Annotated in this window: 12 protein-coding genes; 10 read left to right on the top strand and 2 right to left on the bottom strand. The window is 54.7% G+C overall.

Going from position 1 to position 15,416, the window contains the following annotated elements:
- Positions 1-880 precede the first annotated feature (880 nt).
- The 5 genes from ACP_RS07480 (at position 881) to ACP_RS18925 (ending at position 8,120) form a co-directional block, all read left to right on the top strand.
- Positions 881-1,405 (top strand): hypothetical protein, encoded by a 525-nt coding sequence (locus tag ACP_RS07480; RefSeq protein WP_041839395.1) that lies wholly within the window; start codon positions 881-883, stop codon positions 1,403-1,405.
- 700 nt (positions 1,406-2,105) lie between these two features.
- Entirely contained in the window at positions 2,106-3,896 is a 1,791-nt protein-coding gene (locus ACP_RS07475; protein WP_015896683.1) for a site-specific integrase, read from the top strand.
- An 89-nt stretch (positions 3,897-3,985) separates the two neighbouring features.
- Entirely contained in the window at positions 3,986-5,704 is a 1,719-nt protein-coding gene (locus tag ACP_RS07470; protein ID WP_169305944.1) for a hypothetical protein, read from the top strand.
- Positions 5,705-5,990: 286 nt separating this feature from the next.
- Positions 5,991-6,446, top strand: a complete 456-nt coding sequence (locus ACP_RS18085) for a hypothetical protein (protein ID WP_148215079.1) — start codon at positions 5,991-5,993, stop codon at positions 6,444-6,446.
- Positions 6,447-7,343: 897 nt separating this feature from the next.
- Entirely contained in the window at positions 7,344-8,120 is a 777-nt protein-coding gene (locus ACP_RS18925; protein ID WP_476499100.1) for a tyrosine-type recombinase/integrase, read from the top strand.
- Between the two features lie 405 nt (positions 8,121-8,525).
- Here ACP_RS18925 and ACP_RS07450 read toward each other — a convergent pair whose 3' ends face one another.
- Positions 8,526-10,310, bottom strand: coding sequence for a hypothetical protein (locus ACP_RS07450; RefSeq protein ID WP_015896679.1), 1,785 nt, complete (start codon positions 10,308-10,310; stop codon positions 8,526-8,528).
- Positions 10,303-11,076 carry an ABC transporter ATP-binding protein gene (locus ACP_RS07445; protein ID WP_015896678.1) on the bottom strand — a complete coding sequence of 258 codons (774 nt, stop codon included), beginning with the start codon at positions 11,074-11,076 and terminating at the stop codon, positions 10,303-10,305. Before ACP_RS07445 ends, ACP_RS07450 begins: the two co-directional genes overlap by 8 nt.
- 83 nt (positions 11,077-11,159) lie before the next feature.
- Here ACP_RS07445 and ACP_RS17715 point away from each other — a divergent pair, with 83 nt between their 5' ends.
- The 5 genes from ACP_RS17715 to ACP_RS07420 all read left to right on the top strand — a co-directional run bounded on the left by ACP_RS17715 (position 11,160) and on the right by ACP_RS07420 (position 15,264).
- The gene (locus tag ACP_RS17715; RefSeq protein ID WP_015896677.1) at positions 11,160-11,477 is read left to right on the top strand and encodes a PadR family transcriptional regulator; all 318 of its coding nucleotides are present in this window, start codon (positions 11,160-11,162) and stop codon (positions 11,475-11,477) included.
- Positions 11,478-11,947: 470 nt separating this feature from the next.
- A complete protein-coding gene (locus ACP_RS17310; RefSeq protein WP_052294734.1) occupies positions 11,948-12,958 on the top strand; it encodes an ABC transporter permease in 1,011 nt (336 codons plus the stop codon).
- A gap of 168 nt (positions 12,959-13,126) precedes the next feature.
- Positions 13,127-13,393 (top strand): transposase, encoded by a 267-nt coding sequence (locus tag ACP_RS07430; RefSeq protein ID WP_015896675.1) that lies wholly within the window; start codon positions 13,127-13,129, stop codon positions 13,391-13,393.
- Between the two features lie 304 nt (positions 13,394-13,697).
- A complete protein-coding gene (locus ACP_RS07425) occupies positions 13,698-14,036 on the top strand; it encodes a helix-turn-helix domain-containing protein (protein WP_083770672.1) in 339 nt (112 codons plus the stop codon).
- Positions 14,026-15,264 (top strand): type II toxin-antitoxin system HipA family toxin, encoded by a 1,239-nt coding sequence (locus tag ACP_RS07420; protein WP_015896673.1) that lies wholly within the window; start codon positions 14,026-14,028, stop codon positions 15,262-15,264. Before ACP_RS07425 ends, ACP_RS07420 begins: the two co-directional genes overlap by 11 nt.
- Positions 15,265-15,416: the final 152 nt, after the last annotated feature.

Here is a 15,416-nt window from a genome sequence, read left to right as displayed (position 1 = left end):
TCCTGTGCTCGCAACCAGGCGCACCCTCTACAACGGAGTTTTAGGTACACTTCGCCAATTTATACCGTAATAAAGACTCGTTTCTATTCGATGCCGCTTGTTGATAAAAAAAGTCTTTGGGCGAACTCATTTGCCCGGGGGGCAGTCGTTTCTCGCAAGAGCGGCGGGGGACTTGCTCTGGCATCTCGGGAGGTCTCGTGGTGGACATTTTTCCCATTGTCGTGATGAGGCGGAATCCATCGACTCATCACAAATCTGGGCTGCACACTCCACCTCAAATCAGTACGTCAAAGGAGATGAGTGCATGGTTTGATGTTGGGGCGGGCGAGTCATCATCCCCGAATGCTCCGCGTATCCCGCGTGTAGTAAAAGCTGCCTAAATATGCAGAAGAAATCGCATTCTACGATTTTCAAATTAGTTGTCGATGTGCATAGGCGCGCTCCTCTGTTTGAGTTGTTTTGTTCCTCTCTGTCTGTTCATTTCTTGTCTCTGTAGCGGCAAAGCAAGCCTGAGATGCGGCGGAAAATATCCATCGTTCAATATTACTAATTGAGCAAGTTTCCATGCCAATCCATGCCCATATTAAAATCAGTCATTTAGGTGCCATTGCGAGGTGGCACCTCCACCTCGCGCAATCGACATAAAACTATTACTTATGAGTAATATTTTGCGCTTAAAAGTGAGCGGGAGTGGCGCTGCTGCTCGGATGCCGGACTAGCACTTTTTGTCCGCCGGATGCAGACTGCAGATCAGTCACCCCAGCACGCTGCTACATCGCCGCAAAACGCAATTGCACTCGCCACCGCAAAGAGCTCACCGGCACGCTGACTGGCGGTTTTGCGGACGATTTACATCACTCAATCTAAAGGAGACAGTAAAATGAGCACTCTACGTCACATCGACCGCGACCCGGAGCAGATCGGCATAGCCGGACTGTTGGCGTATTCCGAGCGGGCGGTCCCCGCCTGCATCGCTGCGGACTCTCTCGCACTCACCCTACATCATGAGCGCATGCACGTCGCATGTGCCTACGTACATGAGTATCTCCGTCGATGCGGTCGTCGTGCATCTCTCCTGGAGATCGCTAGGCTTGAGGTAGATCGCATCGCTGGGGTGATTGCTCCTGACCTCGACAAAAAAGGGCAGATCGGCATAGCAGATGCTGTGGCCCCACTCGTTCAGCAGGCGCGCGCCATCCTGAACCCTACAGTCGCGACAGCAGAGGAGATTATTTCGGGTGCGCCGGGCAAAACGAACCTCTCCACAGGCTGCATCCAGGCCGAGCAGGCTCTGAAGCCAGTCGGTAGTCCCCCCTTTCCGTCGCCCATTGAGCTGAGTTCCGGAGCCTCACTGAGGCGGGTAGCTCCGCTATGCGGAGACGAGCCTACGGTAGCGCCGAGGTGACTGACCCGCGGCCGAGCGCGAGTACTCGCCCGTCGCTTCGAAACTGTGACTCGCTGCCATCGGGCATGCCCCCGAGAACTGGCCACAAATGCCAATTCATACTTCCGACAAGGTTGAACGATCTTGAGAGATCAGAGCCCATTCTGCAACCAACAGCCACTACCCATCTAGCGCTCCCAAGCATCCGCCTAACGTCACATGCTTCCGTGCTCCGAGATGAGGCATCAGGTTTTGCTCGCTGCATGTCGGCAATCTATGCCTACAACGACGCAAAGCAGCATAGCACCGACCATGGAATCCACGGATTAGCTCACGCGAAGAATTGTCTACCGCTCATCTTGATCGAACAAAGGCCTGAGGCCTGCCCCCAATCGCTAGAAAAAGTCCTTCTTTAGACCTGAAATGGAAAAGGAAGGGCTCTACACGCAAATAGGTGGTGCGTCCGCGCCGCCTGACAGATGGTCAGCAAACAGCCGCGCTTGATCTGCTTTCCAAGCAGGTCTCTCACCTTGCTCGTCGGCAGCAAGATCATGGGATCTGCACCGCCTTACCACGCCCCATGAAAACTTCCATCAGATGATACGGGGCAACTCGTCTCTTCCGCAGCAAGGGCCAATAAGCTGCGACGACGCCCACTCGTCTCGAATGGCTCTGATTATCGCCCGTCAAACCCAGTATGCATTTCTGAGGAACTAAAGCCGTGGACCTACCTACCCACTCAACCCTCTATTCATATCTGAAAGAAGCCAAAGCTCCGCAAACGCTTGCCGATGCGGTCTCGATCATTCAAGGAGCCTATTTGTCTATCACGCTGCCCTCGAGAGCGCAAAAGCGGCTCATAAGCGTGTTGCGCACTGTCTCCACGCGCGTGTCAGAATTCCTCGAACTACCGCCCGACGCAATTCAATTGGATGAACTCGTTGAGATCGACCAGCAACTGGTCGCATTTGTCGTAGGACGCGGAGTGAATCGGCAATCGGCGGTCCAGTACTCTTGCGACCTGCATAAGCTGCTCGACCTGGCTCATAGAGCAGGCTGGACGTCTCCGGCGTTTGAGCTGCGCGAGGCCTGGAAACCAATCCTCGATGCATTGAAAGGTGATGCCAGAGGAACAAAAAGCATCGTGAGATTCGCAATCCGCAAGAGATGCTTGCCGCAGGAATTTAGTGGCAAAACACTCGAAGGATGGAAACGGCGTAGGCTCGAAAAAGGTCGATCCATGGATTCAATCATTCACGTGGAGTCGAATTTCCGCAGGATGTTGCGTGTTGCGGGCCTCCAGAACCTGTTTCCGCGGTTTAGTTTGGCCAGCAAGAATCCACCAAAGTATCGCATGCAGCTAAAGGATCTGCCTCTGTCGCTCCGCGACGAGATAGTTGAGGTCATCCGCTGGAAGACTGCCGACGAGGATCTAGCCGATCGAGATGCCGCGCTCATGATCCGGCCTGTTACGGGCGAGAGTTTGCAGCGGCATTTTGTGGAGCTTTACAGTTATGCGGTCGTGGTTCAGGGACTGAGCGAAATTTATCACCTTACGCAGTTGATCACGGAGGAGATTGTCGGCGGCTTCATTCGTTGGCTCCTCGCGAATGATCGCTGCAAGCCGCAAAGTGTAATTGCAAAGCTAAGTGGCATTTGTTCGTTGACATTTACGTATCCGAGATTGAGGGGGCTCGATTACAGTTGGTTTCGATCAAAGCTTCGTGCACTTCGGAGTGAAGCGCCAGCAAGAATTCAACGGCGAAAGCTAGATGATCTTCCAAAATATCCATCCGTCGCCGCAATTGCCACGCGTATTCTCGCGCTCCGAGCGGGACCGCAAAAACTGACGGAGGTTGAGACGGCTTGGCTCGTCCACGATGCTCTCATCTTCGCGATCAATTCTTGTATTCCTCACCGCGCGAGAAATACCTTCGAGGCGTGCAGCAACCCGCACCAACAACTAGGGCTATTCGAAACCGAAATCTCAGCTGAGTTGGTTGGTCAATTTAAAATCAGGCTTCCTCCGTGGGCAGAAGAACTTCGGCGCAGGGAGCCGCGAGCCCGCTTTTTAGTCGGTCACTGGTTGGAGATGTCAACAAAGGCCGGCGAAGAAGTGTGGGAGGTATTCCCGCTTGAGGTGCGGGATTTATTCAGCGAGTACATGGGCCACTATCATCCGATTCTTGCGCGGAAGCAGAGCCCGAAAGTTCCAGATTCAACACGTCTTTTCTTCGCGAAGAACGGGCGTCCATTAACCCAAAAAACCCTCCTGAATCTCGTGGTCCGGCGCAGCATAGAGCATACAAACAAGCGGATGCGGGTCAAAGACTTTCGAGATATTGTCGCCGCGCACATGCTCTCCACTGGAGCCACCATGGAAGAGATTGCTGCGTGCCTATGGCATGTCGATCCCTTCTCTGGAAGCACAGCAGCACGATATTACATCGCTGGCTTCAACGCCTCTCACGGCGCTGCCGCCCTGGAGGATGAGGTCGCCGATCTGATTTAGTAACGGTGACGATTGCTACCAATGGACCAGTGCCGGACCTGAGACTACCGATCCGGTACTGCGTCCGATCTCCCCACAACGGAAAACGTATGAGCATCTCTGTATTAAACCTCAGCAGATCAGGAGCACCTGCAGTCTCTCGTCTAGCAGTTGCTCCCAATGAGAGCGTCCAGGGGGTTATGACCGCAATCCGGTCAGAGCTTTCACTGGATCCTGCCAAAACAAAGAGACAGGTCGTAAAGCGGATGGCTGACTTTACGCATTTACTCAATCATTTGGCAAAAGCTCTTAAGACCACCCCCATAGATATGACTGTGCACCAGGTTGTCGAAGGCGACACGGCATTCCTCAGCTACGTGATGTCTAGCCATCTGTCGCATAGTACCAAGAGGCAACTGCTCAGCAGTCGCAATACGCTCTTGCGATATGCAAGGAGGTTCGGATTTTCGCCCGGAAGCTTTGCGATGCTTGATGAATGGGAAGTGTTCGCAGATAGTGCAGGCCTGAACCATGGTTCATCGTGCATCGTGAAAGATGCGATGCGCCGCGGACGTCATCGGTGCGACTTTTCTATGTTGGACCTCAATACGTGGGCAGAGACCGCACTGTCTACCGGTAAGAGTTATGCCTACATCCGAAATGCAAAATCAACTTTTTTGAGGGCAATCCGTGACGCAAGGCTGGAATATCTCTTTCCTGCGCTTCATGCGGAACCTAAACGTCGAAGCTGCAAGTTGCCGCTCACTTCGATGGCAGAAGCACTACAAGGAGAAATCGACACAATTATCGCCTCGAGGCGCGCGGCGGCGGAGCAGAAAAAATTACCTCTCGCGCCTGCGACAGAGCAGGAGCTTATTTCGCATCTTGAAGATTTGGTTGGCTACGCTGTAAGCGTGCGTGGGATGGTCGATCTGACGAGTCTCCGCGGAATCCTCAATCCGGGCTTTATTTTTGACTTCGCCCATTACCTCCGAAAGGAGAGAGGCTGCAAGCGCAACACTATCGTAGGGAGGCTGAGCCGGATGTTCTCATCGTTGCGTTGTACGTCTGCCTTTGACAACCTCGACCTCAACTGGATCGAGGAGGTTTATCGCAAGCTTCGCAGGGAGCCCGAGAGCGCGCTCAAAGCCAGACGCAGGATGCGTTACGTGCCATACCAGGAGCTTGCTTCTGTGCCAGGGCAAATGCGAGCACGGCGTTTATGCTGCACCGGCCTCACCCGGGCATGGCGCATACACAACGAGTTGCTGATCTCATGCCTGATTCTCGCGCAATGGCCACCCCGCTTTTTACGACAGGCAGAGCTCGGCCCGAATATCTTTCGCGGGCCGATTCCAAAAGATGGGCCGCCCTTTGGGGCTCCAATGTGGGCAAAGGAGCAACTGATCGAGGACCCAGATGCCGAGTTTTGGCAGTTTAGCTATGAAGATTTACAGGGCGAGCTGCATCGGGGATTGGTACTGCGTCAGATTGTTCCGGTGCTCGAGTGTTACGTAAACGAATGTCGGCCGATGCTTCTCAATCCAGAGCATCCGAAGCTGCTTTTTTTCAACCAAGTAGGGCAGCCTCTATCGTCAAGCAGCTTGGGAAATTTTGTCTCCGGCGTCATCTGGCGCTACCTCAAAAAACGCGCATCGCCGACCTCGATTCGCAGCAGCTTTGCTTATTATTGGCGGGATAAATATCCGGACAAGGATGCTGTCTTGGCCAAGATTCAATGGGTCGATTATGCAACCATCAAAATGCGGTACGACACGAACTATCGTAGCCAACGGGCAGCACGTGTCCAACGGCGCAAGTGCCGGTAGGGATAAGGCTCGGCATGGAGCTGCGCCCGCCGAGTATTTTGCACTCTACAGAGTCGGATTTCTCAATCAAAATGCAAATGCCGCACCATCCAACCCTTCCAATACCTCTTCCGACAGCACGACGCGTGTGCTGGTCACTCGTGTAATCCGCTTCCGTAAGTCCGGCCGACCGATCAGACGTTGGCCTCTCAAATGAACAGTCCTCTCAAGAGCCTCTGCGCCGCGGCTTTCGGTCTACAAGGCACTGTTCGGATCTCGTCTAAAAGCTCGATGTTGTAAATATCCTATGCCCGAATTCCCTCCAGACACACGCGATCAACAGCATCGATCAGATGCGGGTCGTGCTCCGTCCGGCAGGGCATTCGAACAGCATTTCACTCCAAAGGAGATCGCAAAGCTCTGGAACAAGGATGAAGACACTATCCGCAGGCTGTTCCGTAATGAGCCCGGAGTTCTGTGTCTGGAATCCATGAATCGAAGGAAAACAGCCCGACGCTATATCAGCCTTAGCATTCCGGAATCCGTCGTGGTGAGCGTCCATCAACGACTGGAAATTCAGCAGAGGAGAGCGGAGAGACCGTCGCGCCAACAGGATCGCGTGCGACTCGCTTCCAGCACTCTAATGGGTGTAGAGGAAGCGGATCTTCACCGCAAGCTGCCCACTGGCGATGAGTGCTGGGAGCACGAGGCCTATCGCACCGCAAGGAAGCTCAAATCTCGCATTCGTGATCGCGACCGCTGATGACGCAATAAATGGGTATCCGTGCAAGAACTGACCCAGCACTTCTTTCCCGCCACTTTACCAACGGACAGAGTGTCGTGCTTGTCAGCAATCGCCTCGTTATTTGGTCGCGCGTGCGGTTCATTCCTTGTTCTACCCCTCCACCGGACTCAGTCAGTCCCAGGCACTCACGTACGCCAGATTCGTCACAACACTGTAAATCTAATCGTCCGCCTCTCCAGTCCATCTCTGGAACTGGAGAGTAATTTGCGAAAGTTCAGAGGCCTCGAGTTTTCGATGCAGTCCATTGGTGGATGCACACACCGGGTCGCCGATTGTGATGAGCGTCGAGCTAATCCAATTGCGAAACTTCCGATCTGTGACTGCTCCTCGATGGCAATTCAGAAGGCATGATTTATGAATCCAATTAATTCAGGATTTTCGTTCACTATTTATCGACGTCACTCGAAGAACTGCAGACACCGAAAGCAAGGCCGTGTAGTGTTTGGCTGCAATTGCCCAATTTATGGTGATGGTTACTTGAAGGGGTATCGGATCCTCAGGAAGTCTCTTGCTACCCGGGACGCGGCAAAGGCCAACGCGAGAATGGCCCGATTGATAGAGATCTGTTCAAAGGCACTTACCGGGGAGTCAGACGAGCCCGGCCAGAAGTGTTCAAGCGTAGCAGTCTCAGTCTCACCTGAGCCGGAAGCCGCAACCCATTCGGCGAGGATACTAGCCTCCATCTCAAAGGTGCACGATGCCCCTGCGATCATCGAGACGGCAGTACAAGCCTTTCTCGCGAACTGTGAGACGAACGGTGTAAGGGAGCCAACCATTCGCAAATATCGCAATTCCCTAAGGAGACTTGCCACGTTTATGGGGAGCAAGGATATTCACTACGTACGGGATGTCACAGTGACGCTTCTTGATAGCTTTCGGGCGTCGCGGGAGCTTGCGCCTATTACCAGCTTGAAGGAGCTTGAGACCTTGCGCGCGTTCTTCTCCTACTGCATGGCTCGCGATTTATGCAAAGCGAATATCGCGTTGATGATCAAGGGACCAAAGATCGTCTCGCCGAACGACGTGGAGCCCTACACTCCCGAGGAGGTAGAGCTAATCATTGCGGCTACACAGCAATTCGGCAGGAATGCTTATGAGCGAAAGCGCGCCCTGGCCATTATCCTGACACTTCGCTTTACTGCGCTTCGGATCAGCGACGTCGCGGTTTTGCGTCGCGACCGCATCAGCAAGGAGGGTGGACGCTGGGTCGTCTTCATACGCGCAACAAAGAATAACAAGAGAGTCTACCTCCCGATTCCACGCGAGATGAAGGAGGCTCTCGATAATGTGCCTGTTCCTCGCGAAGCCATGGCAGACTGCCCGTATTACTTCTGGTCGGGGAAGTCTACTGTGCGATCTATCGTGACTGTGATTGGAGAAAGCGTCGGTGCTGTATTTAAAAAGTCGGGCGTCAAAAAGGCACACGCGCATCGCTTTCGTCACACGCTGGCAACCGAATTGCTCGCTGCCGGTGCGAGCTTTGAAGAGGTTGCAGATGTTCTCGGTGACTCGGTTGATGTTGTGAAAAAGCACTATGCAAAGTGGTCAGAAGCCCGTCAGGCTCGCGTGACGGATCTTCTCTCGCGTGTTCATGGAAATGCAGATTGGTCGCCGGACCAGTCATTTGCATGAGCTTTCAACGTCATTTGGCGACATCGGGACGGATGGGGGAGTCTGTCACCGATGTCGCTTCACTCAGCTCGTAAATTCGGGATCGGCTGCTTGGGTGTATTCTCGCTCCCGTGGTCTGGCGCTTGGGTGAATGGCCTGGCTAAAGCTGGGCCAGGCGGACGGTTAATATTTCGGCGCAACGAGAGCAGAGAGTTGGCTTGGAGATCGGATGCCGAAGTGGAAGTGTTCCGTAGAGCAGATTGTGGGGGTGCCGAAACAGGCTGAGGTGGGTGTACCGATCGCGGAGTTGATCCGGAAGGTAGGGTTCGCCATTCAGTGGTTTTTGCGCCGATCATCTTGTCCGGTGTCTTTCCTGTTTACTGGCATAGTGCAAGCCGGCACTCGCCGGTAGACGCTGCGGACTTCTCAGCCGCGCAAGCCTAGTTTCATTGGAAACTCATTTTCATCCTCGTCCAGATCTGTGCGCGCAAGATAATCGGCAACCGCCTCACGATTTGCTGACCGCATCAGTAGATGGACCGCAAGAATAGCAAGGCCCGTCAGCGTTAGATGCACTGCGCTCATCTCGATCCACGGTGTCAACGCAACGGTCGCCGCCACTACGGCGGGAAAGAAGCCGAAGTAGGGGATCACCAGGAAAGCCAAATTCGTCTTGATGGAAAGTGGCTTAAAAGTGAATGGAATAGCTTTGAAATTTAAGAAGAATGCGTCCGTAAGTAGTACCGAAACGCCAACGGCAATAAGCAGTTGAGCAATCATCGTTCGCCCGCCGAGGGTTGTGGGCGAAGCCAGCATATCGCCCATCGCAGCCGTTCCAAGGCTTAAGATTGCCGAGCAACTGCAGACGAGATTCTTCGCGGCATCCAGATGATGAAATCCAGGCTTGCCCTGGATGACGCGAAATATCCACCTTCCGTCCTGATCTGCTGGCGACATAAACGCGGTGTGCATTCCAGACACTGTCCAGAATGCAACGATTGGGATCATGGCCTGAATGCCGGCGGGCGAAATTGCGGCACTTAAATGCCCGCTGGTCCAATGAAGCCTCAGCACCACGGATGTCAAGATTGCAATCCCAGCGCCTCCGTAAAGAACAAGGTAGATGCGATATCGGGGAACGCCGACAAGCGTCTGCATAGCAAACTGCCAGATGGCTCGGCTTGAGGGCTTGCGCAAGACGATGCCAAGCAGCCGAGATGCCGCCTGTTTGCGCCGAAGGGCACTTTGCGCAGCGACTCCTTCCACCAGGCCGCTCATTTTTCGCGCATAGGCGAGCGGATAGATCAGGACCGCAAGCAAAGCAGCAACGAACATCGCAGTCCAAGCCATATGGGCTAATCGGGCGAACTCGGGCGACGCCCTGTGCCCGTCGAGTATCCGTTGATAGATCCCGAGAAACCAAAATGGTGGCAAATCATATGCAATGCCGTGGCCTGACGCGAGCAGGGCGCGGAAGCTTCCGAGCATAACTGGGTATAGGAACAGGATCGTCAATAGAGCCGCAATTGCAATCCCTTGCACCCAGAGAGAGATTTTGCGAAACCCGTGCTCTCCAAACACAGCGAGGAGGATTCCCTGAAGTGCCAGCAGAGACGTTGCCGCGAAAGCGCCGCTCATCAAGACTGCAACGGCGTGAGCAGCCAAAAACCTGAAGAGCCGGGGAGGATTCGTGGCTTCTGGAAGAACCAGCGGAGCCAGAAAGTTTGAATCGAAGAGAAACGCTGCAAGAAGCACGGTAATGGCCGATATCCTTGCGCGAAACATAAGGCTTGCTTTTAGGGGCAACGTTGCCAGTATGCGAACATCCAAGATGTCCGGAAAAAAGAAGTCCCAGGCAAAAATCGTAAGAATCCCTGTCGCCACCAGCGAATACAGCACATAGAAATAGTGATCGCTCACTTGTCCCCAATATGGCTGCGTTCGGCCAAAAGGGCGGTTATATAAGGGGTACAGATAGAGAGCATAGACAAAACCTGGCAGACCCACCACGAACGCAAGTTGGACGAGCCGCGTTTTGCCTTCTCCGTCAGCAGACATCAGGTCGTTGTTGAAAAAGCGCTCAAGGATGTGGCGAAGCAGAACGCCGAACGGCGCAAGCCGTCCAGTTTTTACATCGGGCGTATTCGCAAGCACTCGCAGGGAAAGTACCGCATTCGTGTTGGCTTTCTGCTGTTGCTCTCGATTATTCATCGCATTCCTGCACAGTCTCGATCAGTTCACGAGCAATGGAAGCGGTGTCCTGTTGGTCCACCAGTTGCGCAAAGGCTTTTTCCAGATTTGCCCGTTGCATTGTTCGCGCTAGTTGCGCAGGCGAGGCATCAGCGAGAATTCTTCCTTTTGAGATGACGAGCACGCGATTGCAGAGGTGCTCCACGATTTCAAGGACGTGCGAAATATAAAGAATCGCCTTGCCGTTGGCGGCCAGTTGCTGGAGCAAGTCCTTGAACAACCGCGCGGAGAGAATGTCCAACCCCGACAGCGGCTCGTCGAAAATCAGCAAATCCGGATTATGCATCAGGGCGGCAGCCATGAGCACTCTCTGCCGCATTCCTTTCGAATAGAGTGACATCGGAGAGTAGCGCCAGGACTCCAACCCAAGCAGTTGCAGCATGTGATTCGCTTTGACGGAAATGATCCGTTCGCTCATACCCCGCAATCTGCCAACGAGTTGCAGATATTCCACGCCGGACATGTATGTGTAGAGATGAGCTTCTTCTGGAATGTACCCGAGGGACTTACGGTACAGAGGCAGGTCATTTCGAATGTCTTCACCGTGAAAGAACACCTTGCCCTCACTAGGCCGCAGGAGGCCTGTGACGATCTTGACGGTCGTAGATTTTCCCGAACCATTGGCTCCCAGGTAGCCAACAATCTCTCCGGCCTCGACTTGAAAGCTCACATTCTGAATCGCGGGAATGCTACGGTAGCTCTTTGACAGATTTCTCACTTCCAGCATTTGCTCAGCTCCTGATGTCTACCCTATGTAGCATACTGCTCTTTGGCTGGTCAATCAGCATACTACATAGGTAAAATGCCGTTGTGCCGCTGGAACCGAAGCTTTCCCATACCGCAGCCCTCATTCTTCAGGCCATTCATCTCGGTCACGTGTATGGATTCAATGTGATGGAAGTGACTGGGCTGCCCAGTGGCACCGTCTACCCGGCCATGCGGCGCCTGGAGCGAGACGGGCTTATCACGTCTAAATGGGAGCAGCAGTCCATCGCCGATGCCGAGCAACGCCCGCTTCGTAAGTACTACAAGCTGACTCGAAGCGGCCGATCCCTGCTTGAATCTGTGCGCAAGCGATATCCGCTCCTCGAAAAGCTTCTCCCATCGCCAGTGTCGGAGAAAGTATGATCCGTGCTCGGCGTATTGCAGATCAATTCGTGGCCGCGGCGCTGTTACAAGTTGCATCCGGGTTGGTGCCTCGTGGGCAGCGCGAGGAATGGCGGGCAGAATGGAAAGGTGAGATCTGGCAGGTTATCCATGCAAGTAGCGCAGATTGGCAAGGGACTGTGTTCACCTGCGGTGCATTCAAAGATGCATATCTGCTGCGAACAGACGGGCGCAAGCCGAGGGCTTTTCATGCCCTCGCGCATGGTTCCGCTTTGAGATGTCTGGCTCTGATATTTGTAGTTGGCCTCGTTGGCTTCTTGACTTGCATCGCGTCCCCTAGCGCCCGAATGGCTCTAGCGCCGTCTTCGAGTGACACCACACGTACTGTTCTCATATCCGGAGATCGAGGCTATCGCGGAATCGAGGTTCCAAGCGTTCGTATTGCGGATTACCGCAGATGGAGAACAGAGACTCGGCATCTATACTCGGCGATGGCGTTTTATCAACCGTCAGTGGAGTCCGTCACTGCGGGCAAGCATTCTTTGAAGCACGTCAAGGTGGCTGTCGCCAGCCAGAGCATGCTTAGCTTTCTCAATCTCACGCCTGCGCTGAAAGTTGCCCTGGAGCAAAACCAATCGACTCATCCTCTGCTCCTCGTCACATCGAACCTGTACCAGGCGCTATTTCACGGCAAGTCCGATGCCATCACACGGAGCATTCAGGTCGGTGGCCAGCGAGTGACGATCACCAGTGTAGTCACCGGCGAGGCATGGCCGTTGCCATCCAGCATAACGGCGTGGCTGATTGAACCACCGAATGTTCTGAACCGAATATCCGCAGCCTCTAGGGGCTTCGTTGTGGCTCGCGTCAATCCGGGTGGCTCCGCCGCGTCACTTGGAAGTTGCTGGTACATGTTCGTTCCACAGCCAGAGGGCGGTCTCTCCAGGTTCACCTGCATAGCAATTTCGGGCATTCTCCATGCCCCTATTTGGGTTCTTTGGGAGATGCTTTGCCTCGCATTGGCTGCACTTCCAGCTACTACGCCGTTAGATTTGGGCGACTATCCGCATCACCCGAACCGGCACTTTGCATTGAGCACTATTCCACGGTGGATATTCTTCGCCTTCAAGATCGCGCTGATCGTGCCAAGCGTGTGTTTCTGGTCAATCGCCCTCGCGTACTATGCAAATCCGCTCGGCTCGTTGGCAGCGGTATACATTCAAATGGTCGTTGCCTTCCTCGGCTTCCTGTTTGCGTTTCGCTGGGCTTGGCGAGACCAGCGACGGCGTTGTCCGGTATGTCTTCAGTTGCTCTCAAATCCCGCCCACGTCGGCCGCGCATCGCATAGTTTCCTTGACTGGAGCGGTACGGAATGGATATGCAGCAAGGGGCACGGCTTCCTGCACATCCCGGAAATCCCGACAAGCTGGCTCAGTATTCAATGCTGGCTCCACATGAATCCGTCCTGGCACTCTCTGTTTTCTGATACTTGTATTGAGTAGATTGATTGACGCCCGCATCCTCCGGCTTGCATGAGCTGGATCACAGCTTGCTAAGTTCAGATCTTGATCGGCCTCGTTACTCCTGATCCCGTTGAAGTGTTAGTCTTGGGTCCTTCACCATACCAGTTTGTCTCATCTCATCTACTACAGATTGTGCCGGGCCCTTCAATGCCGAAGAGAAAGTCTTCCGTGGCGCAGATCGTGTCTGTATTGAAGCAGGCCGAGGTGGATGTCCTGATCGCGGAGTTGATTCGGAAGGTGGGGATAACGGAGCAGACCTACTACCGTTGGGATGCGAAGTATGCAGGGCTTGAGGTGGATCAGGTGCGCCAGGTCAAGCAACTCCGGGACGAGAACACGCGGTTGAAGCAGTTGCTTGCGGAACTGACCCTGGACAAGACGATGTTGCAGGATGTGCAGCGAAGAAAGTTGTAAAGCCTTCGCGGCGGCGTCCGTTGGTGCAGTATCCGGAGCAGAGCTATCGTGTGAGCGAACAGCACGCCTGCAGTGTTCCGGAAGTGGGACGGGCGACGCACCGCTAGGAGGGCTATGCCGGCCAGTGGATCGAGCTCGGATACGTATCCGGGAGATGGCACAGCCGAGTGTAGTCGCCAGAAACGGCATCGGGGCACCTTCTTCCGAATGAACGTCATCCGCTCTGAGGCGGCTCTCATCCCAATCAAGTAAAATATAAAAGACATCATATTGTCCATAATGGCTATAATTGGCTCTTGGGGGCATGATGCTAACTCTTGTTGCGCGACAAGAAGGCAATATTCGTCAACGCGTTGCCGGGCGATTCAAGGCTCGGCGGCTGGCGATGAATCTGCCACAGCAGGAGCTTGCGCGCCGTTCCGGTGTGCCGTTGAGTACGTTGAAGCGGTTTGAGCGCGAGGGGCTCATTTCCCTTGATGCGCTCCTTAGTCTGGCCACCGTGCTGGATTGCCTGGAGGACTTCGAGCGTCTGGCGGCCTCGCCGATGCCGACCGGCGCGGCGGTATCGCTTGATGCTTTGCTGAAGGCACGGAAGCCTCGGCAGAGGGCGACTGGCAAGCGAGAAGGCCGCCATGCCGTATAGTCCAATGACATTGCTGCACGTCCATCTTGATGCAGACGCACAGCGGCGCAAAGTGGGCAGGTTGGCGTACCTCGATCGCAAGATTCTCTTTGAGTACGATCCTGCGTTCATCGCCTCGGGCACTGAGATCTCACCCTTCAAGCTGCCGCTGAAACCCGGCGTGCAGACGCCGGATACGGCGCTGTTTGAAGGCTTATTCGGCGTCTTCAATGACAGCCTGCCGGATGGCTGGGGACGCCTGTTGCTTGACCGGAGTGTCGAGAAGCATGGTGTTCTTCGTGGGCAGTTGAGCCCTTTGGATCGGCTGGCCTATGTGGGTAGCCGCGGGATGGGCGCGCTTTCGTACGAGCCAGAGCTCGCGGCGGGGCAGGCGGATGCTGCTTCGCTTTCGCTGGACCGACTTGCGGAGGAGTCTGCGACAGTTTTGAAGGGCGAGAGCGGAGAGGTTTTTGAAGAACTACTGCGCCTAAGCGGGTCGTCGTCGGGCGCACGTCCTAAGATCGTCGCCCAGGTGAGCGCGGACAAGAAGTCGATCATTCATGGAGAGCAGGAGCTCGCTCCCGGATATTCGCACTGGATGATCAAGTTTCCGTCGTCCCAGGATGCGCGGGACATCGGTGCCATTGAGTACGCCTACAGCCTGATGGCGAAGGAGGCTGGCATCGCGATGCCGGAGACGCATCTCTTTCGTACGAAGCGTAGCCGCTACTTCGGTGCGAAGCGGTTCGACCGCGACGGCAGCCGGCGCATTCATATGCACAGCGTCAGCGGTCTGATTCATGCGGATCACCGCACTCCCAGCCTCGACTACGACCTGTTGCTGAGTGTCACGATGCGGCTCACGCGGGATGTGGAAGAGGTTGAGAAGGTCTTCCGGCTGGCGTGCTTCAACGTGCTCGCGCACAACCGTGACGACCATGCGAAGAATTTCTCGTTCCTGCTGAACGCTCGGAACGAATGGGTCTTCGCGCCTGCGTACGATCTGGTCTTCTCGTATGGCCCTGGGGGAGAGCAGAGCATGCTGGTGATGGGAGAGGGGAAGAATCCCGGAGTCGAGGAGCTTCTGCGCCTCGGGAAGCAGCACCGCATCAGGAAAGCATCCGGCATCGTGGAGGCCGTACGAGCAGCCGTTGCGCGCTGGGAGTCAATAAGCGAAGAGGCTGGCGTCGCGGCGAAAAGCCGAAAGGAAATAGCCTCAAAACTGGGCTTCTCGAAAGCCGGGAAATAGGCCCAATTTGCCACCTGAGTCCTTTGCTTTTTCACGGCAGAGGTCGCCACGAGCGCGAAGTGAAGACATGTCGAAGAAGTCCGGGAAAGTCGAAGAACGGGCGAAACGAGGGCACAATTGTGCCTCGTTTCGCGGAGCCATGCCAAAAGGAC

Origin of the sequence: Acidobacterium capsulatum ATCC 51196, assembly GCF_000022565.1 — a bacterium.
In the GTDB taxonomy this organism is placed as follows: Bacteria; Acidobacteriota; Terriglobia; order Terriglobales; family Acidobacteriaceae; genus Acidobacterium; species Acidobacterium capsulatum.
This window is presented reverse-complemented; position numbering and strand designations above follow the sequence as displayed.

Bases quoted from the DNA above. Each gene is read 5' to 3' on its own strand.
- ACP_RS07430 (WP_015896675.1), top strand. From the start codon at position 13,127: ATGCCGAAGAGAAAGTCTTCCGTGGCGCAGATCGTGTCTGTATTGAAG.
- ACP_RS07445 (WP_015896678.1), bottom strand. From the start codon at position 11,076: ATGCTGGAAGTGAGAAATCTGTCAAAGAGCTACCGTAGCATTCCCGCG.
- ACP_RS07480 (WP_041839395.1), top strand. From the start codon at position 881: ATGAGCACTCTACGTCACATCGACCGCGACCCGGAGCAGATCGGCATA.
- ACP_RS18085 (WP_148215079.1), top strand. From the start codon at position 5,991: ATGCCCGAATTCCCTCCAGACACACGCGATCAACAGCATCGATCAGAT.
- ACP_RS07470 (WP_169305944.1), top strand. From the start codon at position 3,986: ATGAGCATCTCTGTATTAAACCTCAGCAGATCAGGAGCACCTGCAGTC.
- ACP_RS07450 (WP_015896679.1), bottom strand. From the start codon at position 10,310: ATGAATAATCGAGAGCAACAGCAGAAAGCCAACACGAATGCGGTACTT.
- ACP_RS17310 (WP_052294734.1), top strand. From the start codon at position 11,948: ATGGCGTTTTATCAACCGTCAGTGGAGTCCGTCACTGCGGGCAAGCAT.
- ACP_RS07425 (WP_083770672.1), top strand. From the start codon at position 13,698: ATGATGCTAACTCTTGTTGCGCGACAAGAAGGCAATATTCGTCAACGC.
- ACP_RS07420 (WP_015896673.1), top strand. From the start codon at position 14,026: ATGCCGTATAGTCCAATGACATTGCTGCACGTCCATCTTGATGCAGAC.